Genomic DNA, 26,582 nt, shown 5'->3' with positions numbered 1-26,582 from the left:
ACCCACCCCCGATTTGAAACCCGTCATTTCCGACGAGTCGTCACGGTAGCGCGCCGGTCCCGCGACGGCCAATCCGCGCGGGCGCCAGCGGGTTACAGGACCCGGCCGTCGGGGAGGATTCCCGGGCGGAAGGGCTCGACGCCGACGGTGCGGTGGATGCGGTCGGGCTGGATGAGGACCGCGACCCGGGTCTCGCCGTCGATCAGCCAGGGGAAGGTTTCGGCGTTCAGGTACTTCTGCGCCAAGCGGTCCATGATGTGGACCGCTTCTTGCCCCTCGATGAATCCTACTGCGCGGCCGCGGATTTCGACTCGGTCGTAGGGCTGGCCCGGGTCGAAGCTGGACAGGGAGAGGCGGGGGTCGCGGCGGAGGTTCTGTTCCTTGATGCGGCCTACGGAGGTGTTCATCACGATGTGCTCTGTGCCGTCGACGGTTTCGAGGCCGACCCACATGGGGGTCAGCTGGGGAGAGCCGTCCTCGTTCAGGGTGCCGACGGTCCAGAACCGGGGCTCCTCGAGCCATTTGCGAACGTCCCCAACAACTTCGACCGGCATGCCTGTGCGTCCTTCCACTCGAGCGATCTCGAGTGTAGGTCGCCGACGGCCGCCGTTCGGGAATCTTCGAAGATCAGGTCGCGGGGGTGGTGGGGAAGCACATGGCCAGCCAACCCGAGGCGGCGGGGATCAGGGATTCGCGCCAGGCTGTCATCGTGGCGTCCGCCGGGGTCCAGACCCGGCGGTCGCTCTCGGGGCGGCGGACGTAGACGTCGCCGGTGGCCCAGACGCGGCGGAAATCCGGGTGGCGGGCCGCCAGCTCACGGACGATGCGGGCGGTGACGCCGGTGTCGCCGGTGGCTCCGACACTCGGTGCGGCGACGTAGTAATGACGCAGGATACCCACCATGTACGCGGCCTCGGTCTGCCAGTCCGGCAACACCATCCTCGAACGCGGGTCCCCGAACAGCCAGTGGGCGATACTGGGCGCCTCGTCGATACCGGGCATGAGGTGGCGATAACGGTCGTTCGCGGCGACCACGCCCCAATCCACCACCCACGCAGCGGGAATCGAGGTGAGCTGATCGAGCAGCGCCGACATGTCGGCGGACGACGCGGCCCCGCCCAGCGCGAAGCCGGGGCGACCGCCCAAGGCCCGCAAATGCTCACGCTCGTGCTCGTTGTCGCAGACGGCGTCGGCCAGCGCCGACAGCGCGCGATCCCCCACGCTGACCTTGTCGCCCTGCTCGAGCTTCTGCACGGTGCCGATACCGAGGTGGGCGTGCTGTGCGAACTCACGCTGCGTCCAGCCGCGGCGCAGCCGCATGCGCTTCACGAATGCCGCCAGCGTCGGCATTTCGACGTCGGCCCCATTGTCGAAGTGCATGTGTGAACCCTTTGCGGCCGTGCGAGATCGAGGTCCCCCACATTGGGGGTAGAGCGCACGACGCTACCACCAGGTTGGGATAGCTCCTGATCTTGCTCCTGGGATCGGCCGATTGACAGGATTGACCCTCGGTGGCGCCCTGGCCGTCATTGGAGGGGAGGGTCAGGTCGTCCCCGAATCGTGCGGGTCAACGGGGACCTGAACGCCGAAGGCCCCCACCGGGACGAATCTCGATGGGGGCCTTACGGTCGAGTCTCGGGCGGATCGAAAGTAGCCGCACCGATGTCCGATTCGAATCGGCCGGGCAATCGGTCATCGCCGAGCCGGTCTCGGCCGGAATCGATGCGCGCCCGCCCGGCACTGCTAGGCTCCCCGGTCTGCCTATGGGGGAAGGACCGGCTCATGCCCGGAAAGATGGGGACGCCAACCGCTGCACCGCGCAAGCGCTCACTGCGGGTGTCATATCTGCTACCGGCGACGGTGGCGGCCGCGTTGGTATCGAGTGGGTGCGTCGCCGCCCCCTCCGAGCGTGCGGCCCCGAGCACCTCCCTGCCGCCGACCGCCCTCACGACCCTGCGGCCGACGACCGCCGCAGCGCCCCCGACCACCACGGTCCCGGCCGCCACCACACCGGCCCCGACCACCACCTCCGCGGATACCGAACCGACCGATGTGGCGATCTGCCTGGATCCGGAAACCAACGTCCGGGTCGACGATGACCTGTGCGACGCCGACGAGGACACGTATTCCCGCTTCTGGCTGCATCATTCCTCGGCGCTGATCTACCCCGCCGTCGGCGCGGTCGTGGGCCTGGCCCTGGGCAGCTTCATCCGGCCCACCGCCGGCCGCGTCCTCGACCGCGGCGTCCCCACGTCCGGCGGCCGGGTATTGCGCGGCGGATTCGGCGGGCATCTCCCGAGCGGCGGCAGCTGAAGCGATTAATTCGAGTGGTTCGCGTCGTCCAATGTTTCGAGGCCGCACCCACGCGGCCCGGGATCGAGAAACTCGGGAGACAGGACAAGACGATGAGCAACCCGGAAACCACCTTCACCGCCGAACCCGACAGCCATGTGGCCACCACCGTCGCCCTGATCGACGCGCCCAAGGCCGCCGTCTACCGCGCCTACACCGAAGCGGACCTGATGGTGCGCTGGTGGGGGCCGCGCGAGCTCACCAGCAAAGTCGAGCGGTTCGAGCCGGTGACGGGCGGATCGTGGCACATCGTGCATGTCGATCCCGCGGGCAACGAGTACGGATTCCGCGGCGTCTACCACGAGGTCGGCGCCGACCGGATCGTGAACACCTTCGAGTTCGACGGCACGCCCGGACACGTGTGCCTGGAATCGGTCACCTTCGAGGAGGAAGACGGCAAGACGCGGGTGACGGCGCTGTCGGTGTTCCAGTCCGTCGCGGATCGGGACGGCATGGCGGCCTCGGGGATGGCGGAATTCGCGCCGATCGGGATGGCGCAGCTGCAGGAGGTAGCCGCCGGCCTGTGACCGCCTGCGGCACAACGCCGAAGTCCCCCACCGGAGACATATCTCCTTGGGGGACTTCGTCTTTGGAGCCGCTCAGTTCGCCGGGGGAGCCGGGCGCCGGGCCCCCCATCGCCGCAGTCGGACGCGAATCGTGCTGTATGGCCCGGATATACGTGTCTACTCGAGTGGTGTGGTGGGCGCGCAGGTGCGGTCTTCCGCCGGGAAGGTTCCATCGCCGAAGTAGCGGTTGGCGGTGTCGAGGATGCAGGTGCTCAGACCCGGGCGAAGCACCATGTGGATCCTGGTGTCGATCAAGGTGATCAAGCGTGACCCCGACATTTGCTGGTGGAGCGCTACGGCATGGGGGTAGGGCGTCCGGTTGTCGCCGGCGGCCTGCAGGATCAGTGCGGGCACGGCGTTGTCGACCACGGTGGGCGGTTCCGGGGGCGGTGACCAGAATGCGCAGGGTTGAATATTGTTGGCCAGTGCGGCGAAGATCGGCTGGCTCGGACGCGCCGCCTGGATCGCGTTCCAATACCAGGCGGGGTCGGCGGGCATCGGTGCGTCCGCACACCAGATCTGCACCATAACCGAATCTTCACCTTGCTTCTCGGCCTCGATCTGCTGGTGCAGCTGTGGGGGCACCTGCGGCGTGCGTCCGTCGGCCGCGTCGGTGACGGCCCGTACCGATGACGCCAGAGCCTCGTTCAATCGCGCGTCCCGCAACATCGTCCACAGCAGGTTCGGCAGGAGATGATCGTCGAAACCGAAGCCCTCGACCACGATCGGCGACAGCGACGCACGGTCGATCAGGTCCTCGACTCCACGACGTACCGCGGTCGCGGAGTCGCCGAGGTGGTACTGCTGGTCACGAGCTGCGGCCCAGTCGGCCCAGTCGTCGAAGGCCGCTTCCACCGCCGGCCCCCAGTCCTGCTGCAACCCCAGCCAGTAGCGCCGCGGATCGATGACACTGTCGAGCACCATGCGCTCGGATCGATCGGGGAACAGTTGGGCGTAGACCGCACCCAGATAGGTCCCGTATGACACGCCGTAATAGCTGATGCGGTCCTCACTCAGTGCGGCACGGATCACGTCCATGTCGCGGGCGGTGTTGCGAGTGCTGAGCTGCCGCATCCAGTCCCGATCGCCCACCAGGCAATCGGCGGCCAGCTGTGCCTGCAGGACTGTTTCGGAGACGAACCCGGGGAACCCGACACCGGCCGAGCGGATCGAGCCGGCGACCGGCCATCCGCACCGCTGGTGCCGCCCGGACCGGGCGACTCCCCGCGGGTCGAATCCGATCAGGTCATAGCGGCTCAGCACATCCGGTTCGAGAACATCACCGACGAGATCGAACGCATCGAGCCCAGGCGTGCCCGGTCCGCCCGAGTTGGTCAGCAGCACACCGCGACGGTGTGCCACGTCGTGGGCCGGGATCCGCGAGACCGCAATGGTGATGCTCGGCCCGTCCGGCCTGCCGTAATCGAGTGGCACGGTGACATCCGTGCAGGCCGCGCCCTCCGCCGTCAGGGCCGCGTCCTCGCAGGTACGCCAGTCGAGATGTTGCTGATGAAAGCGCGCCAACGGATCTCCCGGTTCAGCGCCGGCAACACCCGAAGCAGAGGCCACCGTGACCGCGAGTACGGCGACGATCACCGCCGCGACAACACCCCACACATCATTCAGCGAACTTCGGGAGCGACGCTCAGGGGACGCTATCGAATACGGATCTCCAACACCCACGAGGACAAGACCTTTCAGCAAGTCGAGATCGAATCGCACCGGGAGCCAACGCCGCCAACCATCCAGCCGCGCAGAAATCAGTCCGGGTCAACCGTAAATCCGGGCAATTCCGGGAAACCCACGGAATTCCGCGGCCTCGGCCACGTATTTCGCGGTGGGTTGGCGAACCGAGTGTAGCTTCCGATCACGCAATGGCCGGCCAGGCGAAAAGTCGCGCCGAAACCGGTACCACCCCCAACACATCCGAAACCCTGCCCATAATCACCCTTTTCGGATAAATCGTCATATTTGGTGCGCCGGACGCGGCAACGACCAAATCCGAGCGGTTCAGTATTTCCGGACACCGCCGGCGAGTAAGGTGTCCGACTGCGTGTGGCGTACCACACACCGGCGAATTCGACGCCTAAGGTCTGGTGCGGTCCGCCCCATCAGGGGCAGCTGAGTGGAGGGATTCGAAGAGTGAAGTTCGAGAAGATCACCGCTGTCGTTTTCATGGCCATCTCGGCCGTGGGCATTACTGCGGCAACCGCCCATGCAGAGCCGGCCGTCGCCGAGCAGCCGGCTGCGGCGGACATGATTTCCGGTCTGGATCATGAAATCGGCTACCAGATCACCATTTCGCCGGTTGACAAGGTCATCACGACCACCGTTCAGAATGGCAAGTTCGAGATGGAGCGGAACGGCGCGGTGGTGCTCGAGTCCGGCAACGGAGCGGCGAGGACCGAAATGCCGCAACGGTTCACCGTCGAGGGGCGTTCGATTCCGCTCGTGCAGCACATCGGTGCGGACGGCCGCACCTTGACGCTGACACCGACCCCAACGGCGGAAGATACGGCGCAACTGAAGAACATCAGCTCCTACGACCGCCTGAAGGACCAGATCGACAAAAACCTGCCCGGCGTCGTCACCGGTGCCATTGTGGGCGGCCTCCTCGGGGCGTGCGTGTTCCTGTTGTGGGGGCTCACCATTCCCGTGGGCGCGCTGATCGGTGCAACCATCGGCGGATACATCACAGGCGGCCCGGAGTTCCTCGACGCCGTAACAGCGTGGGTCACCGCCCAGCCGTGATCACTGGCAGGTGAGTAAGGGGTCAACTGGTCGGGGAAGAGCTGCGAGAAATAGGGGTCGACGACAATGCCGAAGGCCCCCGCCGAATCGGAACTCGGCGGGGGCCTTCGGGTTCGGTGCTACCAGGTCACCAGGACCGGTGAGTCACCAGGACGACGTGTGGGCGCCCGGGGACTCGCCGCGGTGATCGATACATCTCGTCAACTCGGCTGGGCATCAAGTCTTCTTGCTGACCCAGACAGGCGATCCTGACCACCGTACCAATCACCACCGCAGTTCAGTATTTTGGCTGGCGAGGATCGCCTGGATTTCGCGATCCACACCGACCTCGAACCCGGACCACTGCGGCGGCTCCAGGTGACCGCCCCGGAGTTACAGACCCCGGAAGCCGGACGACGAGGCGATTACGAGCAGCTTGGCTACGGATTCCGATGCCTCGGCCTGCACCCTCACCTGCCGTACTGAGTCAGCGTTCCCAGATCCGGCTATCCCTTCCCACTGGATCCCCCGATCACAGGGGCTCAGGAAACCGATCCGGGCGTTGAAATCCATTGCGTTGGTTGGCCGGTCACGCCGGCGATGGTCTCGAAATCATGGTCGTAGTGGAGGATTGTGAGGTTGTGGGCGGAGGCGGTTACCGATACCAGGAGATCTACCACCCCGGCACTGCGATGCCGACCGGACTCGGTGAGGGATTGCTGAATGCGGTGCGCCCGGTGCCACGCGGCGTCGGGCGTGACAACCCAACCGAACAATCCATCGAACAGTTCTTTCTTGCGCAGACGATCAGCTAGAGAGGTCGCGCCGTACAGCAATTCCAGCTCGACCGCGTCGCAGATGGCGATCAACCCCGCATTGAGCGGCTCGTCCCATGCCTTACGGATCGAGGGATTCAGGAGCAGGCGCCCGACTGCGGACGTATCGATCAGGTATTCGATCACGAGCGATACCCCTGCTTGTCGAGCAGATAGTCGAAGTCACCTCGCTCGGCCATCTCGACTAGCTCGGCCAGTGCCTTGGCGCGCTTGATCCGCTTCGCGACTTCGATCAGAGCCGCGTTCACAGTGTCCTTCTTGGTGGCGGTGCCCAGCAGGCGCTGCGCCTCCGCGAGCGCCTCGTCATCGACGTCGATCAGCAGTTTGGACATCGAGACCACCTCCCATTGATATATGTAATAGCCGACCCAAATATACCGGATATCGGCCGCAGGTGGGCGCCGAACGCCGAAGGCCCCCACCGGGACGAATCACGGTGGGGGCCTTCGGGTGTGGAGTTGTCAGCTCACGAGGAGCTTCGGCTCACCAGGACGACTTGTGGACGCCCGGGAGCTCGCCGCGGTGGGCCATCTCGCGCAGGCACACGCGGCACAGGCCGAACTTGCGGTACACAGCGTGCGGACGACCGCAGCGCTGGCAGCGGGTGTAGGCGCGCACCGCGAACTTCGGCTTGGCGTTGGCCTTGTTGATCAGAGCCTTCTTAGCCATGGATCAGTTCTCCTTGAACGGGAAGCCGAGGTGCTTGAGCAGCGCGCGGCCTTCTTCGTTGTTGGTCGCGGTGGTCACCACGGTGATGTCCATACCACGCGGACGGTCGATCTTGTCGACGTCGATCTCGTGGAACATCGACTGCTCGGAGAGACCGAAGGTGTAGTTGCCGTGGCCGTCGAACTGCTTCGGCGAGAGACCGCGGAAGTCGCGGATACGCGGAAGCGCGATCGAGATCAGACGGTCCAGGAACTCCCACATCCGGTCGCCGCGCAGGGTGACCTTCGCGCCGATCGGCATGCCCTCACGCAGCTTGAACTGCGCGATGGACTTGGTGGCCTTGCGGATCTCGGGCTTCTGGCCGGTGATCAGGGTGAGGTCGGCGACCGCGCCGTTGATCAGCTTCGCGTCACGGGCGGCGTCGCCGACACCCATGTTCACGACGACCTTCACGACGCCCGGGATCTGCATCACGTTGGCGTAGTTGAACTCGTTGTTCAGGGCCGGCTTGATTTCCTCGCGGTAGCGGGTCTTCAGGCGGGGCTGAACCTTGTTCTCGGTAGAAGTCATCTCAGATGTCCTTCCCGTTGCGACGGGAGATGCGGACCCGCTTGCCGTTCTCATCGGTGCGGTAGCCCACGCGGGTCGGCTTGCCGTCGGAGTCGACGACCATCACGTTGGAGGCCTGGATCGGCGCTTCCTGGGTGACGATGCCGCCCGAGCTGGCGCCACGCTGGTTCGCGGAATCCGCGACGTGCTTCTTGATGCGGTTCACGCCCTCGACGAGGACCTTGCCGGTCGCCGGGAAGGCCTGGATGACCTTGCCCTTGGCGCCCTTGTCCTTGCCCGAGATCACGATGACCGTGTCGCCCTTGTGCACCTTCATGGTTACAGCACCTCCGGGGCCAGCGAGACGATCTTCATGAAGCGCTTCTCACGCAGCTCACGGCCGACCGGGCCGAAGATGCGGGTGCCACGCGGATCGTTGTCCGCCTTGATGAGCACCGCAGCGTTCTCGTCGAACTTGATGTACGAGCCATCCGGGCGACGACGCTCCTTGACGGTGCGCACGACGACGGCCTTGACGACCTCGCCCTTCTTGACGTTGCCGCCGGGGATGGCGTCCTTGACAGTGGCGACGATGATGTCACCGATGCCGGCATAGCGACGCGACGAACCACCGAGCACGCGGATGCAGAGGATTTCCTTCGCACCCGTGTTGTCGGCGACGCGCAGTCGCGACTCCTGCTGAATCACTTCAGCTCCTCCTAGACCTGGACGAAATGCACGCCGGATTGCCGACCCGACGAGCATGGTCAGTTGCCCTGCGACGCGCGCCTGCCAGCGGTTTTTCACCAAACTGGGAGAACAACCACTGTGGGTTCGCGGCCGAAGTGCGGGCATAGCTCCCGCAGGCAACCGCAACAGTCTAACGAAGGCCCAGGTCCTACCCAAATCAGGGGGTTCGGCGCGGATTCAGGGGTTCCTCAGCCGGGTCCGCTAGCGTCGGCCCGAGCAACGTACGAGCTATCCCGATTATCCGGTAGAGGAGATTCGCGTTGACTTCCGAGCGTCCTGTTCTCGACCGCCGTGGCTTCCTGATCGCGCTGGGACTGGTGCCCGCCGCGGCCGTGCTGGCCTCCTGCAACAAGAACGACGCCAATGCCGGGAAACCGGCCACGCTCATCGGGCCCGACATGGCCGGATCGGATCCGGCGATCCGGCCGCAGGACGACCTGTACCGGTTCGTCAACGGGAAATGGCTACGCGAGTACCAGCTGCCGCCGGACAAGGTGTCCTTCGGCACCTTCGACGAGGTGCAGGAACGGGTGGAACAGCAGCTCAAGGAGATCATCGAGGGCATCCACGACCCGAAGGGCGGAACCGACGCGCAGAAGATCCGCGACCTCTACGACGGGCGCATCGACAAGGACATCATCGAACAGCTCGGCATCACGCCGCTCAACGATCTGTTCGAGCAGATCGACCGGGCCGCGACCAAGGCCGACCTCGCCAGGGTGATGGGTTCGCTGCCCGGGGTCGGATTGATCGGGATCGGGGTGGGGCCCGACCCGAAGGACTCCAACGCCTACCTGCCCGGGGTCTCGCAGGCCGGGCTCGGGCTGGACGAGCAGTACTACCGCAAGCCCGAGAACGCCGACAAGCTCGCCAAGTACCGGACCTATATGCAGCGCATCGCGGCCGGCGCCGGGTTCGCCGATCCCACCGCCCTGGCCGACCGGGTGGTCGACCTGGAGAAACGGATCGCCGGATTCCATTGGGACAATGTGAAACTGCGCGACACCGACGCCACCTACAACCTGAAGACGTGGGCCGACTTGACCGCGCTGGGGCCGCAATTCGATTGGGACCCTTGGCTGGCGGGCACCACCGACCGACCCAAGGACCTGTTCGGCAAGGTCAATGTCGACGAGCCGTCGTTCGTCACGGGTGCCGCACAGCTGTGGGCCGAGGTCGACATCCCCGCCTGGCGTGAATATCTGAAGCTGGCGCTGGTGCGCGGCTTCGCCACCTATCTGCCCAAGGCCATCGCCGACCCGAACTTCGACTTCTTCGGCCGGGAGATGGCGGGCCTGCAGCAGCGGCCCGAACCGTGGAAGACCGCGGTGTCCACGGTCAACGAGGTGGTCGGCGAGGCGCTCGGAAAACTCTACGTGGACAAGCACTTCCCGCCCGAGGCCAAGAAGCGGGCGCTGGAGATGGTCGACGATCTGCGGGCGGCCTACCGGGACAACTTCAAGAACTCGACCTGGATGACGCAGCCCACCCGGGAGGCGGCCATCGCCAAGCTGGAGAAGATCGACGCCAAGATCGGCTACCCGGACAAATGGAAGGACTACGGCAAGCTCACCGTCACCCGCGACCGCCTGGTCGAATCCCTGCGCGCCTCCGCGGCCTTCGAGGCCAAGCGCATGTTCGACCGGCTGGGGACGCCTGTGGACAGATCGGAGTGGGGTATGCCGCCGCAGATCGTGAACGCCTACTACAACCCCAGCGGCAATGAGATCGTCTTCCCCGCGGCGTTCCTGCAGCCGCCGTTCTTCGACCCGAACGCCGAGCCCGCGGTGAACTACGGTGCGGGCGGCGCGGTCATCGGCCACGAGATCGGCCACGGTTTCGACGATCAGGGCGCGAAGTACGACGGGGACGGCAATCTGAAGGACTGGTGGACCCCGGCGGACAAGGCCGCCTTCCAGGCCAAGACCGCGCAGCTCATCGCGCAGTACAACGTGCTGGTGCCGGAGGGACTGCCCGCCGATCAGCATGTGAACGGTGAGCTCACCGTCGGCGAGAACCTGGCCGACCTGCGCGGACTGGAGATCTCGCTGGCCGCGTACCGCATGGTGCGGGAGCGCGCAGGGACCGCGACGCCCGACTACAAGCCGATGTTCGAATCCTGGGGCCGGACCTGGCGGACCAAGATGACCGACGAGTCGCTCGAACGGCAGCTCGCCAATGATCCGCACTCGCCGGCGGAATTCCGGTGCAACCAGGTGGTGCGCAATCTCGGCGAGTTCTACAGCACCTACGACGTGAAGGAAGGCGACAAGGCGTACCTGCCGCCGGACCAGCGCGTCACCCTCTGAGCTCGCGACACCCCGCGCGGGGCTGCCTTCCCCGGTAGCCTCGCGTCGGTATCGCAGCTTCACGAGAGGTAGTGCCTGTGACTTCGTCGGGTTCGGCGCGCTTGGATCGCCGCGCATTCCTGATCGCCCTCGGGCTGGTTCCGGCCGCGGCCGCCTTGGCGTCCTGCAGCAAGGATTCGACGGCGAAAACGTTGACGGGACCGGATCTTTCGGGAGCCGACGAGGCGGTCCGGGTACAGGACGACCTGTACCGGTACGTCAACGGCAAGTGGCTGCGCGAGTACCAGCTGCCGCCGGACAAGCCCGCCTTCGGTGCGATCAGCGAGGCCAACGAGCGCACGCTGAACCAGTTGCGGGAGATCATCGACGGGATCAAGGACCCGGAACCGGGTTCGGACGCGCAGAAGATCCGCGACCTCTACGACGCGCGCGTCGACTGGGACACCGTCGAGAAACTCGGGATGTCGCCGCTGCAGGAGCTGTTCGACCAGGTCGACAAGGCCGCGACCAAGCCCGATCTGGCGAAGGTGATGGGCGCGTTGCCGATCGGCGGGCTGATCGGGATCGGCGTCAGCATCGACCGCAAGAACTCCAACGCCTACATCCCCGGGATCTCGCAGTCCGGGCTCGGGCTGGAGGAGGACTACTACAGCAAACCGCAGTACGCCGAGAAGCTGAAGGGGTATCGGGTCTACCTGGAAGCGATCGCGAAGGGCGCCGGGTTCGCCGATCCGAGCGGAATGGCGCAGCGGATCCTCGACCTGGAGACCCGCATCGCGGCCGTCTTCTGGGATCGGGTGCGCCGCCGCGACGCCGACGCCTCCTACAACCGCATGACCTGGCAGCAGCTGACCGAACTCGGCCGCGGCTTCGACTTCGAGCCGTGGCTGGCCGGATGCACCGACCGGCCCAAGGACCTGTTCGCGGAAGTGATTGTCGCGCAGCCGTCCTACATCACCGCGGCCGGGCAGATCTGGGCCGACACCGATATCGCGATCTGGCGCGACTATCTGAAGCTGTCGGTGGTTCGCGCCTACGCGCCCTACCTGCCGATCGCGATCAACGACGCCTACTTCCAGTTCGCCGGGCGGGTCATGCGCGGACAGCAGGAGCGGCAGGAGCGCTGGAAATACGGCGTCAACCTGGTGAACTCCTCGCTGCCGGAATCGCTGGGGAAGCTGTATGTGGACAAGCACTTCCCGGCCTCGGCCAAGGACGAGGTCAAGCGGATGGTGGACGATCTGCTGAACGCCTACCGGGAGAACTTCCGCGCCTCGGCCTGGATGACGCAGCCCACCCGGGACGCGGCCCTGGCCAAACTGGACAAGATGCGAGTCAAGATCGGGTACCCGGACAAGTGGGACGATTACTCGAAGCTGACCGTCACCCGCGGCAAGCTCGTCCAATCCCTGCTCGCCATCAACGCTTTCAACAACAAGAAGGACTGGGACCGGCTCGGCACGCCGGTCGACAAGTCCGAGTGGGGTATGAGCCCGCAGACCGTCAACGCGTATTACTCGCCGCCCAACAACGAGATCGTCTTCCCCGCCGCGTATCTGCAGCCGCCGTACTTCGACAACGACGCGCAGCCGGCGGTGAACTTCGGCGCGGTCGGCGCGACCATCGGCCACGAGATCGGTCACGGGTTCGACGATCAGGGCCGTAAATACGACGGCGACGGCAACCTGCGGGACTGGTGGACCCCGGAGGACAAGGCCGCCTTCGAAGCCCGCGCGGCCAAGGTGGTCGCCCAGTACGACGGCCTGGTGCCCGAAGGGGTGTCGCCCGAGAACAAGGTGAACGGCAAACTCACGCTCGGCGAGAACCTGGCCGACCTGCGCGGACTCCAGATCGCCCTGGCCGCCTACCGGCTCGCCGAGAAGCGCGCGGGCAATGACAACCCGGATTACCGCACAATGTTCCTGTCCTGGGCCCGGGGCTGGCGTGCGAAGCAGACCCCCGAGCTCACCGCCGAGGGTCTCTCCGACACCCACTCCCCCGACGAATTCCGCTGCAACCAGGTGGTCCGCAACCTGCCGGAGTTCTACAGCACGTTCGGCGTCACCTCCGGCGACAAGCTCTTCCTGCCCGAGGACCAGCGCGTCACCTTCTGACCCACGCGGGACCCGGCCGCTCAGGCCGGGTCCGTCAACTCCCGGGGCGCGGCCTGCCGCCACGAGTCGGTGACGATGGCCTCCAGCTCGTCGCGATCGTCCAAGGCCGCCAGGCGAACCCGGACCCAGGCGTTGCCCGCCTCGTGCGGGGCGATCCAGAACTTGTCCGGCTCGGCCCGCACCAGTTCGTCGCGGTCGGCGATCGGGCACCGGACGGCCATCGAGGTCTCGTTCTCCGGCAGGGTCAGGAACAGTTTCCCCGCGACCCGGAAGGTCGGCATCTGCCATTCGAACTGCTCGGCGGTGCGCGCCAGCGAAAGCGCCACCGCCCGAACATCATCCCCGGTCACCATCATGTGATCGATCCTCCCAGGCGGGTCCGACAACCGGCTCAGGCGGCGGGGGTGCCCAGGATGACGCTGCCCACGTTGCATTCCTCCAGTTCGGAGACGCCGGTGGCGGCGGTGAACGCGGCGGTGTCGGAGAAGCCCTGGGCCACCGCGCCCAGACCCATGGCGGTGGCCGCCAGATAGAGGGTCTGCATGAGGACGCCCACGTGTTTGAGCATGTTGGCGTAGGCGACCGACTCGTAGGACCACATGACCCGGCCCGCGCGCGCCGAGATCAACAGCAGCAGTTGCGGTTCGGACGCGTTCGCCAGGGTCGCCGTCGTGGTGCGGAGCAGACGCTCGACCTCGGGGGAATCGGCGGGGGCCACGGGGCGCAGGACGTGCTCGAAGGAGTCGTAGTGGTACATGGCGGGGGGCAGGCCCTCGACAGTGCGGACCACCGGGTAGAGCTCCAGTTCGTGAACGCCGCCGCCCGAAGGGTAAGGGCGGGACGGGAGTTCGCCGCCGTCGGGCGTCCGTTCCATCGAGCGGGTGCGAGCGGTGCGGTAGAGCAGTTCCGCCAGCTGAGCCAGGGTGATCGGGTTGCTGTCATCGAAGGCGCGGCAGGAGCGGCGGTCCTCGACGGCGGCGGTCAGTGACAGGTCCGAGGCGCGCAGCGCGGCCAGATCGGGGGCCGGGAGCGCGATCGACTCGCCCGGGTAGGCCGGACGGTGCGCGGGGAGCTGCGGGAACTCGTCCTTCGCCCACGCCGTCGGACCGAAGTTGTCCCAGGTGACCGTGCGGGAGCCCAGCGTGCTGCGGCGGTGGAACCACAGATCGGGGGCGCTCCAGCTGCGGGTGGTGAAGTCGCCGGACTCGGTGGACGGGTCTGCGGTGAAGCCGCCCCAGGCCAGGTCGGCGGCGATGCGGGCCGAAAGATGCTCGGGCAGGCCGAGTTCGGACGGGCTCGCACCGCCCGCCACGGCGAGCAGGCGCGGGTCGTGCACCCGCAGGTCGCACCAGGAGGTGGGGTGCTCGAGCACCAGGCCCTCCGAATCACGGTGGATCACCGTGAATTTCGAAAGGGGGGCCGCCGCCGCGCCCGCCGGACGGGCGGGCGGGGTGGCGAAGGGCCGCAGGGTGTAGAGGTCCCGATCGCCGTCGCGGACGGTGACCTCCAGCCAGCCCGCGCCGGTCAGGCGGTCGAGCAGCGGTGTCACCGAATCGGATTCGGGCTCCAGCTGGGTGAGGGTCGCCGGGCCGCGATTGAGGGTCTTCAGGGCCTGGCTCTGGGGTGCGGTCAGGCCCGTCAGCTTCTCGTTGCGGGGCGGGTTCAGCAGGACCGCGCCGCCCGGCATCGTCAGGCAGGTGACGCCGGGGCGCAGCGCGTAGCGGTGGTCGGCGCGGGTCATTTGGCGGCGTTGGCCAGAGCCGGTTCGAGCTTGTCGAGCAGGTACGGCAGGGCCAGCGGGGTGGGCTGGTTGATGGCGCTGATCTCCTGGACGGTGAGGAAGACGATCGAGTTCTTCTTCACCGACGGCAGGTCGTTGTAGCCCGGCAGGGCGCGGTACTTCTCGTCCAGGCCGGGCGAGTAGCCGGCCAGCAGCAGGTCGGAGTTCAGTTCGTCGAGGCGCTCCGGCGACAGGGCCAGGCGGCCGCCGTTGCCGCCCTGCTCCACCAGGCGCTGCGGGATGGTCATGCCGAGCTGGGTGAACAGGCGGCTGGATCCGTCCTTCGGGTCGGTGAGGACCATCAGCTGCGACGGCCCGGCCAGCCAGGAGCTGATGAAGGTCTTGCCCTTCAGGCCCGGATTGCGTTGCGCGATACCGTCGATGCGGCCGTTGAGGTCGGCGACCACCTTGTCCGCGTCGGCGGTCTTGTGCAGCACCTGGCCCAGCGCGTGCACCTGGTCGGCCCACGGGGTCACGGCTTCCTTGGTGAGGCCGGGCAGGGTGGGCGCGACCTTGGACAGGTCGCCGTAGGTCTTGGCGTCGGCGATGAACGGGTCCGCCAGGATCAGGTCCGGGTTCAGCGCGGCGACCTGTTCGGCCAGATTGCCGGTGGTCGAGAGGGCCTTGGACTGCGACAACGTGGCCGGCTCCCAGGGCGGGGCGCCCTTGCTGAGCACCGCGATGTTGTCGATGTAGCCGACCGGGGTGACGCCGAGCGCCTGTGTGGTGTCGAGCCACTGGTTGCCCAGGGCGACGATGCGGGTCGGGGTGCCCTCGACAGTGGTCTGGCCGTGCGCGTGGGTGATGGTGACCGGGGCGCCGCCACCCGAGGCCGTGTCGTCGGAGCTGGATCCGCAGGCCGTGAGCCCGAGCGCGAGCAGGCCTGCGACTGCCGCCAGGGCGGCTTTTGCGGTGAACGACCGCGACTTCATCGTGCTCTCCTGTCTGCTCTGCCCGACCGGATCGACCGAGCGTGCCCGGCCGAAACGGTCGAGCGGTAGGTGAGCCTAGCCTAATTTTCTCCCGAGTTGCAGACCGTTGTCGCCGATTCGATCCCCGAAGGGGTGGCCGATCGTGCCCTTCATGGATTAGGTTAGGGTTGCATAAGTTAGTACTGGGGGTTTGGAACGATGGAGCGTGCGGTGCCGGATTCACTGTCCGCCGTCGAGCGTCATCGGCTCGCGGACGAATGGGCCAATGGGGTCGAACTGTACGACGTCCCCTCGGTTTCCATGCTCATCGACGGCGGACGCCGCGTGCCGTCACTGCGCACCGCCGTCCGCTGCGGCGGGCACATCCTCACCTACGCCGAACTCTACGAACGGCTCGACGGCGGCGTGACCGGCACCGCCGGACCCACCCTCGACGATCTGGCCCGCATCCTCTGCGATATCGCCAGCGCCGCCGAATTCGGCACGGTACTGGCCGAACTGGGCCCCACCGGCACCGGACTGAAACCGGTCGCGGTGGCCGCGGCCGCCGACGACCGCCGCGCGGTGGCCGCCGATCAGCGCTCCTGCCAGATCGACCGGGCCTACGGCTCGCCGGATTCGCGACTGCTGGCCACCCGCTGGGACACCACCGACGCCGCGGTCGAACTGCTGGCCGCGCTGGCCGACGGGGCGACGCTGGTCCTGGCCACGGCCCCGCAGCGCGCCGACGCCGGCGCCCTGGCCGAACTCATCGCGCTGAGTGCGGCGACCCACGTGGTGGCCGACGCCGACACCCTGGCCAACCTGGCCTTCCTGCCCTCCCCCGCGCTGCCCAGCGTGCGCCGCTGGGATGTGTTCGGAAACGACTGCCCGGCGGCGCTGTCGGCGCTGCTGCACGAACTGGCTCCGGGCTCCTGCACCGGATTCGCCTACACCACACCGGAATACGCGGGCGTGGCGGCGCGCGGACCTCTGGACGGTTCGGGGCGGGTGCGGCCGATTCCGGGCGCTCGGCTGCTGGTGCTGGACGACGCGCTGCGGCTGGTGCCGCCGGGCCGGTCCGGCCGTGTGTACCTGGGCGGCTCGGCGCTGGCGCTGGAATTGGACGGCGCCGCCGAAGGATTCGTCAACGACCCGTTCGTGCCGGGCGGCCGCCTGGCACGGACCGATATCCACGGCGGCTGGACGCCCGACGGCTGGCTGCTGCTCGATCTGGAGGGGTCCGTCGCTCCCGCGGCGTCATCGGCCATCGAGCGGCGGCTCTCCGCGCCGCGTCACGGTCACCGCGGCGAATCCGCCGCCGCCTGATTCGTTCCCATAGACGAACGGCCGCCGACCTTTTCGAGATCGGCGGCCGATATCGTCTCGTCTGCCGCTACGTGGCGGCTGCCAGCGCGGCCAGGCTGCGCTGCCAGAGTTCGGTGAGACGGGTGGCTTCCGCCTCGGTGAACAGGGTCTCGCTCCAGCGCCAATTCGTGGTCAGCTGCGGGCCTTCCGGGGTCAAGCCGATGCCCGCGATGACATCGAGGGCGTAGCGCAGCGGCAGGTCCGGTTCCGGATCCAGCGGCAGCGAATCGTTGAGCGGGCCGGTGAGCAGCGACCACGAGTCGGCGGCCTGGCCGCTGAGGTCCACGCGGCCCAGGTAATTGAACTCGACCTGCGGGTGCCGCGCGGTGGCCAGCTCCGGCACGCCGGTGGTGTAGCGGAGCAGACCGTAGTCCGAGCCACCGTTCGGGATCGCGGCCAGCTGCGCGGTCACCGCGTCCAGCAGGGCGCGCGCCGCCGCCGGATCCTGTTCGGCGCGTTCGATGTCCACCGTCGCGCCCGCGCCCAGGCGGACCGGGAACACGGTGGTGAACCAGCCGAGGGTGTTGCTGGTGTCGGTGCCGAGCAGGTCGTCGGCGCGGCCGTGACCCTCGAGCGCGATGAGCGCGCCGTGCGCGGGATCCTGGGCGCGCTCGCGCCGCCAGCTCGCCAGGGTGACGGTGAGGGCGGTGAGCAGGAATTCGCGCACGCCCTCGTCGCGGGTGAGGGAGGCCAGCACCCGTTCGGTCACGGGGACCGGGGTGACGGCCGTGGCGACCCGCAGCGACGACCAGGTGTCGGTGTCCGGATACGGGATGCGGCGGCCGATGGCCGGGTCGGGGGCGTCCAGCTGCTCACGCCAATACGCGCTCTGGGACAGGATTTCCGCCGACTCGGCGCGCTCGGCCATCCGCCGGGAGAACTCCCGGTACGAGGTGGACTCCGGCAGCGCGGCCCCTTCCCCGAGGGCTGCGATCAGCAGGTGCCACGACACCACGTCGACGGCCAGGTGGTGGATGGTGAGCAGCAGGACGTCACCCTGATCGGTGCCGGAGAACCAGGCCGCGCGCACCATATCGCCGGTGCGCGGGTCGATCTCGTCCATCAGGACCCGGGCCACGCCGTGCACGGCCTCGGCGGTGTCGGCGGGATCGGCGATGTGGGTGAGGATGTCGGCCGCCCGCACCGCGCCGGGCGGCGCGGTGATCAGGCGCGGGCCGTCGTCGGTATCGGTGAGGCTGGAGCGCAGCGTGTCGTAGCCGTCCAGTACACCCTGGAGTGCGGCCTCGATGGCCTGCCGGTCGATGCCGGCGGGCAGGCGCAGCAGCGCGGTCTGGGTGAAACGCCGGTAGTTGCCGTACTCGTACATCCACGACACCACCGGAAGCGGCGGTACCGCACCGTAATCCGCGACCTTCTCGGCGGCGGCGGTCTCGGCCGCGTCGAGGGCGGCGGCCAGTTCCCGGATGGTGGGGGTGGCCAGGACCATGCGCGGGGTCAGGGTGAGACCGCGGCGGCGGGCCTTGTTGACCAGGGAGATGGCGACGATGCTGTCCACGCCGAGGGCGAAGAAGTCGTCGTCCACGCCGGGCGCGCGGCCGTCGAAGAGCTCGGCCAGCAGTTCGGCGAGTTCCTTCTCGGTGGCGGTGCGCGGCGCGGTGTCGGAGCCGGTGTCGGCCAGGGCGGCCTCGGCCAGCCGGGTCAGGGCGGGACCGTCGAGCTTGCCGTTGGCGTTGACCGGCAGCCGCGGCAGCGCGAGCACCCGGGCCGGAATCATGTAGGCGGGCAGTCGCTCCGAGAGCGCGGCGCGGGTGCGCACCGGGTCCACGACCCGATCGGCCTCGCCGACCACGAAGCCCACCAGGCTCGCCCCACCCGCCCGGCGGACCACGGTGACGGCCGCGGTGTCCACGCCGGGCAGCCGGCGCAGCGCGGTCTCGATCTCACCGATCTCGATGCGGTAGCCGCGCACCTTGACCTGCGCGTCGGCGCGACCCAGGTAGCCGAGGCCGCCGTGCGGCAGGTGACGGACCAGGTCGCCGGTGCGGTACATGCGGCGGCCGGGCCGGAACGGGTCGGCCACGAAGCGGTCCGAAGTCGTTGCCGCGCGGCCGATGTAACCGCGGGCCAGCTGCGGACCCGACAGGTACAGCTCACCGACGACGCCGCCGGGAACCGGGCGCAGCATGGAATCCAGGACGTAGCCCGACATTCCGGCATTGGGGGTGCCGATGGTCGGGGTCTCGAACTCGGCGATGGGAGCGACCACGGCCTCGACCGTGGTCTCGGTCGGGCCGTAGCAGTTGTACACCGCGGTCCCGCCGCGTCCGCTGCCGGCGCTCAGGGCCAGCTCGCGTAGTCGCGCCCACAGGGCGGCGTCGATGGCCTCGCCGCCCAGTGCCAGCACCGGCAGTTCGCGGTCGACCAGTCCGGCGGCGTTGAGCTGCGCGAACATCGACGGGGTGGTGTCGATCATGTCGATGTCGGCGGCGATCATGCCCGCGCACAACCGGTGCGCGTCGCGCATCTCCACGGCGTCGAACAGGTGGATGGCCTGCCCGGCCAGCAGACCGACCATGGGCTGCCAGGAGGCGTCGAAGCTCAGCGACCAGGCGTGCGCGATGCGCAGCGGACGGCCCAGCCGCGCCGTGGCCGGGCGGTAGACGCGGTCGCGGTGATCGGCGAAGTAGGCCATGAGCGCGGCCTGGGTTCCGGCGACGCCCTTCGGTTCGCCGGTCGAGCCGGAGGTGAAGATGAGGTACGCGAGCTGATCCGGGTGCCGGACGACCCGCGGGGTCGCGACGTGCTCGCCCGAAAGGCCCTGCACGACCGGGGAATCGTCCAGCACCAGTACGGAACCGGTCAGCAGGGCGCCCTCTGGATCGAGGTCGTGGCGGGTGGCGGCGTCGGTGACCACCAGCGCCGGGTTCGCCTGCCGCAGGATCGATTCGATGCGGGAGGCGGGCAAGGTGGTGTCCACCGGCACGTACGCGCCGCCCGCGGCGAACGCGGCCAGCAGGGCGATGATCGATCGCGGCGAGCGCGGCATGACCAGCGCGACAACGCTTTCCGCGCCGACACCACGCTCGGCGAACTCGACCGCCTGCCGGGCGGCCAGCTCCCGCAGCTCCCGGTAGGTCAGCCGGAGTCCGGAACTGTCCTGGAGCGCAACGGCTTCCGGTGTCATGGCGACCTGCCGCTCGAACAGCTCCCACACCGAATCGGCGGGCTCGGCCGGGTCCACGCTCGGCGTCTCGGCGGCGGCGAACGCGGCGTGCTCGGCGTCGGTGAGCACGCTGAGCGCATCCGGTGTGGCCGACCCGATTCCGGGCAGCCGGCGCAGCACGGCCAGCAGCCGCTCGCCGAGACCCTCGGCGGGCAGGTACGGCAGGGCGGCGGGCATGGCCTCGAACTGGACCAGCAGTTCGTCGCCGCTCATGTGGGCGACCACGGTGAGCGGGTAGTGCGCGAGGGATTCCATCTCGACCGGCCGGAACCGGGCCCCGTCGGGGGCGGTGACGGTGCGGATGGCGTCGTCGATGGGCGCGTTCTCGAACACGAACAGGGTGTCGAAGAGCGTGCCGTGCCCAGCGGCGCGCTGCACCGACGACAGGCTCACGTAGCCGATGTCGCGCATGGACGCGCATTCGCGCTGCAGGCGCGCGCACTGCTCGACCACCGACAGCTCGCGGTCCAGGCGGTGGGTGACCGGCACGGTGTTGATGAACAGCCCGACCATGCCCTCCACGCCCGGAAGCTGGTCGGGGCGACCGGAAATGGTGGTGCCGTAGACGACGTCACGACGGTCGGTGAGGCGGCCGAGCAGGACCGTCCAGGCGAACTGCACCGCGGTGTTGAGGGTCAGGCCGTGGGCGCCCGCCCAGGACCGGACGGCCGCGGTGTCGGCGGCCGACAGCAGCAGGCGGGTCTTCTCCGGCACCGCGTCGGCGGCGATCGGCGCGCCGCCCGCCAGCAGCAGCGGGCCGGTCAGCTCGGCCAGGTAGTCGGTCCAGCGCTGGGTGACGGCCGCGGTGTCCTGCGCGCCGAGCCAGGCGATGTAGTCGCGGTAGGGACGTGGTTTCGGCAGTGCCGCGACGGATCCGCCCGCCTGGTAGACGGCCAGCAGCTCGGTGAAGTAGATCGCCACCGCCCAGCCGTCCATCAGGATGTGGTGGGCGGTGAGGATCATGCGCCGCGCGCCGGTCTCGGGCACGGTGAGCAGCAGCACGCGCAGGGCGGGCCCGCGGCTCAGATCGAACGGGACGCGCCGTTCGGCGGCGGCGAGGTCGTCGAATTCCTCGGGCCGCGCGTCCTGTTCGGTCCACGGCATCTCGGCGTGGGCCGGCACGATCTGCACCGGCCGCGGCACGTTCTCGTCCCAGAACGCGGCACGCAGGTTGGGGTGCCGGTCCAGCATGGCCTGGGCGCTGCGGCGCAGCAGGCCGGTGTCGAGCGGGCCGTCGATGTCCACCACGAATTGCATGGTGTACAGGTCGATTCCGTCGCCGGCGAGCCGCGACAGCGAGAACAGGCCCTCCTGCAACGGGCTCAGCGCGAGGACGTCCTCGATCCGCGGCGGTGCGGCGCTCGGGGTTTCAGCGGCGGCGGTCATCGGGCTCCCCAGGAGGCGGTCAGGGCGGCGAGGGCGGCGGCGTCGAGGCCCGAAGCGCTCATGGGTGCGGATTCCTCCTGCGGAATCGACTCCGCTTGCGCGGCGACGGGTTCGGCGGCATCGACCGCGGCGGCCAGTTCGGCGATGGTGAGGTGCTCGAACACCAGCTGCGGGGTGAGCGCCAGGCCGAGCGCGGTGGCGCGGGCCGACCACTGGATGGAGATGACGCTGTCGCCGCCGAGAGCGAAGAAGTTTTCGTCGGCCTCGACGTCGTCGATCTCGAGCAGCTCCTCGAGCAGGTCGATGAGGGCGCGTTCGGTGGCGGAGTGGTCGCCGGTGGCCACGGAGAGGGTCCGCGCGGCCGGCGCGGGCGGCGCGAGCAGCCGGTTCAGGTCGGCGACCGGCAGCACCTCCAGCTCGACCACAGTGCGGTCGGGCGCGGTCGCGTACGCCTCCAGGGTGGTGACCAGCGCGGACCCGATGAGCCGCACGGTCTCCGGCTCGTACAGGTCGGCGTTGGCGACCACGCGCACGGCCAGTCCGCCATCGCCGGTGACGTTCACCGAGATATTGAGATCCAGGAACGACACGTCGAAGTCGACGGGCAGCACGGTGGCGGTGGTGGCGCCGGCCACGGTCACCGTCGCCGGGGCCCAGTCCGCGCCGCGGAAGTGCAGCATGCTCTGGAACAGCGGATTGCGGGAGCGGGAACGCGCCGGGTTGAGCGCCTCCACGAGGCGTTCGATCGGCAGTTCCTGGTGCGCGTGGGCGTCCAGCACCACCTCGCGGCCCCGGCGCACGGTGTCGCGCAGGGTCGGCGTGCCGGACAGGTCGTTGCGCAACACCGCCATATTGGCGAACAGGCCGACCAGCGGCGCGACGGCCGGGTCGACACGGCTGGCCACCGGGGTGCCGAGGGCGATGTCGGAGCCGCCGCCCAGCTTGTGCAGCAGGGTCGCGACGGCGGCCTGGTAGACCATGAATTCCGTTGCGCCACACGACTCGGCGAGGGTCGCGAGCCCGGTGCGCAGGGCCGCCGGAGCGGCGAAGGTGGCGACCTCGCCGCGCTTGCCGAGCACCGCGGGGCGGGCCCGGTCGGGCGCGACGTCGATCTGGTCCGGGACGTCGGCCAGCGCGCCGCGCCAGTGTTCGAGCTGCGCCCGGCCGTAGTCGCGCGCCGCGGAATCCGTTCCCGGCCCGAAGACGTCGTGCTGCCACAGCACGTAATCCGCGTACTGCACGGCCAGCGGAGTCCACTCCGAAGCCCGGCCGCCCTCGACGCGGGCACGGTAGGCGGCGATCAGGTCGTCGAGCAGAATGCCCAGCGAGGCGTGGTCGGCCACGATGTGGTGCACCAGCAGCGACAGCACCTGGGTGCTCGGGTCGAGCACCAGCAGCCGGGCGCGCAGCAGCGGCTCGGATTCGACGGTGAAGGCGTAGTGGCCGATCTCGGCGAGTTCGTCGGCCAGCAGTTCGGGGTCGACGCCGGTCACGTCGAGCGCGACCTCCCCGGCCGCTCGGATCTCCTGGTACGGAATGCCGTCCCGCTCACCGAATCCGGTGCGCAGCGCCTCGTGCCGGGCCACCACGTCGGTGAGCGCGGCGCGCAGCGCGGGAATGTCGAGGCCGCCGTCGAAACGCACGGCGAAGGGCAGGTTGCCGACCGCGCTGGGGCCCTCCATGCGGTACTGGAACCACATGGCCAGCTGCGAGTACGACAGCGGCAGCCGCTCCGGGCGCTCCCGTTCGGCCACGGCGGGACGGCCGGAAACCGGTGCGGGGACCACGGTTTCGACCGGCTCGGCGGTCTCGTCCGCGTCGTCCATGGCGTCCAGGTCGATGCCGAACTCGTCACGGAACCGGTCGACCAGACCGGCCGCGAGACCGGCCGGGGTCGGGGTGTCGAACACGATGCGCACATCCAGTTCGACACCGAACTCCGCGCGGATCTGCGCGACCAGGCGGGCCGCCAGCAGCGAGTGGCCGCCGAGTTCGAAGAACGAATCGTCCGCGCCGACGACCGGGACGCCGAACAAGTGCGAGTAGATCCCGCACAGGCGGCGCTCGGTGGCGGTGGCGGGCGCGCGGTGCACGCGCTCCACGGCCGGGGTCGGGGCGGGCAGCGCGCGCTTGTCCAGCTTGCCGTTGACGGTCAGCGGGATCTCGTCGATCACGGCGAAAGCGCTGGGCACCATGTACTCCGGCAGCGCGGCGGCGGCCTGAGCGCGGACCTGCTCCACGTCCACGGTCGCGCCGACGGCGGGCACCAGGTAGGCGGCCAGCTGGGCGCCGACGGCCGGGTCCTCGGTCACCACGACCACGCAGTGGCCGACGGTCGGGTGCGCGGCCAGCGCGGACTCCACCTCGCCGAGTTCGATCCGGAAGCCGCGCACCTTCACCTGCTCGTCGGCGCGGCCCACGAAGTCGATCTCGCCGAACTCGTTGCGGCGGGCCAGGTCTCCGGAGCGGTACAGGCGCGCGCCCGGGGTGAACGGGTCGGCGACGAAACGGCTCGCGGTGAGGGCCGGGCGGCCCAGGTAGCCGCGCGCCAATTGCGCACCGCCCAGGTAGATCTCGCCGACCACGCCCGCGGGCACCAGTTGCAGGGCCTCGTCGAGCAGGTAGGCGTGCACATTCCGATTGGGGACGCCGATCGGCACGATCCCGGTGCCCTGCGGGCCCGACACCGGCTGATGGGTGGCGCACACGACGGCCTCGGTCGGGCCGTAGTGGTTGCGCAGTTCGGCGTCGAAGACGGCCGCGAACTTGTCGGCCACCTCGCCCGGCAGCGCCTCACCGCCGACCGGGACGTGACGCAGCGCCCGCCATTCACTCACCTCGGGCAGCAGCAGGAAGGTGCTGAGCATGGACGGCACCATGTGCAGCACGGTGACGCCGCGGCGGGTGATCAGGTCGGCGACGTAGCGGATGTCGCGGAACGCCTCCGGCTTGGGCACGATCAGGCGCGCGCCCAGCGCGAGGGTGACGAAGATGTCGAGCAGCGAGGCGTCGAAGGACACCGAGGACGACTGCAGCAACACGTCTTCCGACGTCATGCCCCATTCGGCGGTGAAGCCGACCACATGCTCGGCGATCGCGGCGTGCGAGACCGGGACGCCCTTGGGCTTGCCCGTCGACCCCGAGGTGTAGATGACGTAGGCCAGGTTGGCCGGGAGCAGCGGGCGGACGCGATCGGCGTCGGAGGGGTCGGTGTCGGGCAGCCCGGCGGCGGCCTCCTCCGCGGCGTCGAGCTCGACCCGGCCCAGCACCAGCCGGGGGGCGGCGTCGGCGACCAGATAGTCGATGCGGTCGTCCGGGTAGGCGGGGTCGATGGGCAGGTAGGCCGCGCCCGCCTTGAGCACGGCGTAGACGGCCACGATGAACTCGACCGAATTGCTCATGCGCAGGGCGACGATGTCCTCGCCGCCCAGGCCCTCGCGAATCAGCCAGTGCGCCAGGCGGTTCGCGCGGCGGTTCAGGGCGGCGTAGGTGAGTTCGGTGTCGTCCGAGACCAGGGCGAGGGTCTCGGGTCCGGCGGCGACAGCGGCCTCGAACAGGTCGACCATGGTGGTCTCGTCCGAGGGCACCTGCGCGCCGCGCGACTGCTCCAGGATCGCGGTGCGGTCGTCGCCGCCCAGCATGTCGAGGTCGGCGAGGCGGGCGGCGGGCGCGCTCAGCGCCCGATCCAGCAGGCGCACGAAATGTTCCAGCATGCGCCGCACCAGCGGCTCGGACAGCACGTCCACCTGGTACTCGGCCTCGAGCACCGCGCCGTGCGCGCTCTCGGTGACGACGGCCAGGGCCAGCGGCACCTGTGCGGTCGGCGCGCCCAGCTCGTCCAGCTGCACCGAGGAGACCCCGCGCAACGCGAAACCGTCGGCACTCTTGCGGACGCTGAAGCCCAGCCGCACCAGCTGATCCATGCCGTCGCGGCCGGCGACCCGCTCCGGATTCACCTCGCGGACGACGCGGTCGATGCCGACGGCCTGATGGGCGAACGCGTCCAGGCAGGTGCGCTTGGTGGACTCGACCAGACCGGCGAACGTCTCGGTGCGGGCGAAGGTCTCGCGCAGCAGCAGGGTGTTGCCGAAATAGCCGATGAGCTGTTCGGCGGCGGCCGAGCGGCGGTTGGTGACCGGGATGGACACCAGGAAGTCCTCGGCGGCGGTGTAGCGCTGGATCAGCGCGGCGTACCCGGCGAGCAGCACCATGAAGGGGCTGGCCGCGTGCTCACGGGCGAAGGCGTCCACCCGGCCGAGCAGGTCGGCGGGCAGCGCCACGGTGCAGCGGTCGGCGCGCTTGGAGGGTGCGGCCACGGCCGCGCCGGGTAGCTCGAGCGGTTCGGGCAAGGGGCGCAGGGTGTTCCGCCAGTAGGCGATGTCCGCCTCGTCGTCCGCGAGAGCGTCGAGGACCTCGAGGTCGACGAACTGCGCGGGCGGGGTGGACCGCGCGGCGCCGTTGTAGGCGGCGTTCAGGTCGGCGAAGAACACGCCCCAGGCGTCGTCGTCCCAGCAGCCGTGGTGCGCCGACAACAGCAGCACCCACTCCTGGGTTCCGGTGCGCGCCAGCGTGATCCGCAGCGGCAGTTCGGTGGCCAGATCGAAGGGGCGGCCGAACTCGCGGCGAGCCAGCACCTCCACCCGCACCTGGCGGGCGGACTCGGCCAGCTCGGTCAGATCGTGCGACTGCCAGGGCAGGGCGATCTCGTCGGTGAACACCTGGAAGGGCTCGCCGTTCTCGTCCACACCGAAGGTGGTGCGCAGCACGTCGTGCCGGGCGAACACCGACGCCACCGCCTGCCGCAGCCGCTCCTCGTCCAGCGGGCCGGTCAACCGGTACGCCACGCAGATGTTCAGCGTGGTGCCCTCGGGGTCACGGGTCTGCAGGAACCACATGCGGCGCTGACCGGCCGACAGCGGCCGCCGCTCCCCCGCCGCGGTGCGGCGCACCGGGGCGGCGGTGTCGACGGCCAAGCCCTGCTCGGCCAGCTTGCGCCGCAACAGTTCCCGGCGGCGGTCGGCGACGGAGGTTCCGGCCACGGTCACGGTGGCATCGGTGTCTGACATGAGATCTGGCCC

20 protein-coding genes are annotated in these 26,582 nt (G+C 69.0%); 6 read left to right on the top strand and 14 right to left on the bottom strand.

The window, feature by feature from the left end; genetic code table 11:
* Positions 1-92: 92 nt before the first annotated feature.
* Positions 93-554 carry a PPOX class F420-dependent oxidoreductase gene (locus ACFYTS_RS33270; protein ID WP_357285155.1) on the bottom strand — a complete coding sequence of 154 codons (462 nt, stop codon included), beginning with the start codon at positions 552-554 and terminating at the stop codon, positions 93-95.
* Between the two features lie 73 nt (positions 555-627).
* Positions 628-1,380 (bottom strand): helix-turn-helix transcriptional regulator, encoded by a 753-nt coding sequence (locus tag ACFYTS_RS33265; RefSeq protein ID WP_357285152.1) that lies wholly within the window; start codon positions 1,378-1,380, stop codon positions 628-630.
* Between the two features lie 402 nt (positions 1,381-1,782).
* Here ACFYTS_RS33265 and ACFYTS_RS33260 point away from each other — a divergent pair, with 402 nt between their 5' ends.
* Positions 1,783-2,313 (top strand): hypothetical protein, encoded by a 531-nt coding sequence (locus ACFYTS_RS33260; protein ID WP_387309304.1) that lies wholly within the window; start codon positions 1,783-1,785, stop codon positions 2,311-2,313.
* 92 nt (positions 2,314-2,405) lie between these two features.
* Positions 2,406-2,879, top strand: a complete 474-nt coding sequence (locus tag ACFYTS_RS33255) for an SRPBCC family protein (protein WP_357285147.1) — start codon at positions 2,406-2,408, stop codon at positions 2,877-2,879.
* Positions 2,880-3,035: 156 nt separating this feature from the next.
* On the opposite strand, the gene ACFYTS_RS33250 is transcribed toward ACFYTS_RS33255, so the two are convergent.
* Entirely contained in the window at positions 3,036-4,640 is a 1,605-nt protein-coding gene (locus ACFYTS_RS33250; RefSeq protein WP_387309303.1) for an alpha/beta fold hydrolase, read from the bottom strand.
* 420 nt (positions 4,641-5,060) lie between these two features.
* On the opposite strand from ACFYTS_RS33250, the gene ACFYTS_RS33245 reads away from it, so the two are divergent.
* The gene (locus ACFYTS_RS33245) at positions 5,061-5,669 is read left to right on the top strand and encodes a hypothetical protein (protein WP_387309302.1); all 609 of its coding nucleotides are present in this window, start codon (positions 5,061-5,063) and stop codon (positions 5,667-5,669) included.
* 521 nt (positions 5,670-6,190) lie between these two features.
* Here the strand turns inward: ACFYTS_RS33245 and ACFYTS_RS33240 are convergent.
* The 6 genes from ACFYTS_RS33240 to rplN form a co-directional block, all read right to left on the bottom strand.
* A complete protein-coding gene (locus ACFYTS_RS33240) occupies positions 6,191-6,610 on the bottom strand; it encodes a PIN domain nuclease (RefSeq protein ID WP_387309301.1) in 420 nt (139 codons plus the stop codon).
* Positions 6,607-6,816, bottom strand: coding sequence for a type II toxin-antitoxin system VapB family antitoxin (locus ACFYTS_RS33235; RefSeq protein ID WP_357285135.1), 210 nt, complete (start codon positions 6,814-6,816; stop codon positions 6,607-6,609). The genes ACFYTS_RS33240 and ACFYTS_RS33235 overlap by 4 nt, the downstream gene beginning before the upstream one ends.
* A 151-nt stretch (positions 6,817-6,967) precedes the next feature.
* Complete coding sequence (locus ACFYTS_RS33230; RefSeq protein ID WP_029923637.1) at positions 6,968-7,153, bottom strand: type Z 30S ribosomal protein S14; 186 nt, start codon at positions 7,151-7,153, stop codon at positions 6,968-6,970.
* Positions 7,154-7,156: 3 nt separating this feature from the next.
* The gene (gene rplE / locus ACFYTS_RS33225) at positions 7,157-7,723 is read right to left on the bottom strand and encodes a 50S ribosomal protein L5 (RefSeq protein WP_120741133.1); all 567 of its coding nucleotides are present in this window, start codon (positions 7,721-7,723) and stop codon (positions 7,157-7,159) included.
* A 1-nt stretch (position 7,724) separates the two neighbouring features.
* Entirely contained in the window at positions 7,725-8,039 is a 315-nt protein-coding gene (gene rplX / locus ACFYTS_RS33220) for a 50S ribosomal protein L24 (protein WP_357089127.1), read from the bottom strand.
* Positions 8,040-8,041: 2 nt separating this feature from the next.
* Positions 8,042-8,410: a 50S ribosomal protein L14 gene (gene rplN, locus ACFYTS_RS33215; protein ID WP_033090674.1), complete on the bottom strand. Its 369-nt coding sequence runs from the start codon at positions 8,408-8,410 to the stop codon at positions 8,042-8,044.
* Positions 8,411-8,712: 302 nt separating this feature from the next.
* Here rplN and ACFYTS_RS33210 point away from each other — a divergent pair, with 302 nt between their 5' ends.
* Both ACFYTS_RS33210 and ACFYTS_RS33205 read left to right on the top strand, forming a co-directional pair.
* Positions 8,713-10,761 carry a M13 family metallopeptidase gene (locus ACFYTS_RS33210; RefSeq protein WP_387309300.1) on the top strand — a complete coding sequence of 683 codons (2,049 nt, stop codon included), beginning with the start codon at positions 8,713-8,715 and terminating at the stop codon, positions 10,759-10,761.
* A gap of 77 nt (positions 10,762-10,838) precedes the next feature.
* Complete coding sequence (locus tag ACFYTS_RS33205) at positions 10,839-12,875, top strand: M13 family metallopeptidase (RefSeq protein ID WP_387309299.1); 2,037 nt, start codon at positions 10,839-10,841, stop codon at positions 12,873-12,875.
* Positions 12,876-12,895: 20 nt separating this feature from the next.
* Here ACFYTS_RS33205 and ACFYTS_RS33200 read toward each other — a convergent pair whose 3' ends face one another.
* The 3 genes from ACFYTS_RS33200 to ACFYTS_RS33190 are packed head-to-tail and all read right to left on the bottom strand — an operon-like array spanning position 12,896 to position 15,587.
* Positions 12,896-13,231: an MmcQ/YjbR family DNA-binding protein gene (locus tag ACFYTS_RS33200; protein ID WP_387309298.1), complete on the bottom strand. Its 336-nt coding sequence runs from the start codon at positions 13,229-13,231 to the stop codon at positions 12,896-12,898.
* Positions 13,232-13,266: 35 nt separating this feature from the next.
* Entirely contained in the window at positions 13,267-14,616 is a 1,350-nt protein-coding gene (locus ACFYTS_RS33195) for a SagB family peptide dehydrogenase (protein ID WP_387309297.1), read from the bottom strand.
* Positions 14,613-15,587 (bottom strand): ABC transporter substrate-binding protein, encoded by a 975-nt coding sequence (locus tag ACFYTS_RS33190; protein ID WP_357285121.1) that lies wholly within the window; start codon positions 15,585-15,587, stop codon positions 14,613-14,615. Before ACFYTS_RS33190 ends, ACFYTS_RS33195 begins: the two co-directional genes overlap by 4 nt.
* A gap of 210 nt (positions 15,588-15,797) precedes the next feature.
* Here ACFYTS_RS33190 and ACFYTS_RS33185 point away from each other — a divergent pair, with 210 nt between their 5' ends.
* A complete protein-coding gene (locus ACFYTS_RS33185) occupies positions 15,798-16,895 on the top strand; it encodes an AMP-binding protein (protein ID WP_357285119.1) in 1,098 nt (365 codons plus the stop codon).
* A gap of 67 nt (positions 16,896-16,962) precedes the next feature.
* On the opposite strand, the gene ACFYTS_RS33180 is transcribed toward ACFYTS_RS33185, so the two are convergent.
* The gene (locus ACFYTS_RS33180; protein WP_387309296.1) at positions 16,963-21,504 is read right to left on the bottom strand and encodes an amino acid adenylation domain-containing protein; all 4,542 of its coding nucleotides are present in this window, start codon (positions 21,502-21,504) and stop codon (positions 16,963-16,965) included.
* Complete coding sequence (locus ACFYTS_RS33175) at positions 21,501-26,570, bottom strand: amino acid adenylation domain-containing protein (protein ID WP_387309295.1); 5,070 nt, start codon at positions 26,568-26,570, stop codon at positions 21,501-21,503. The genes ACFYTS_RS33180 and ACFYTS_RS33175 overlap by 4 nt, the downstream gene beginning before the upstream one ends.
* Positions 26,571-26,582 lie beyond the last annotated feature (12 nt).

It is taken from the genome of Nocardia sp. NPDC004151, assembly GCF_042874235.1.
Lineage (GTDB): Bacteria > Actinomycetota > Actinomycetes > Mycobacteriales > Mycobacteriaceae > Nocardia.
Note: the sequence above shows the minus strand (reverse complement) of the source record. Positions and strands in the feature narration are given on the sequence as shown.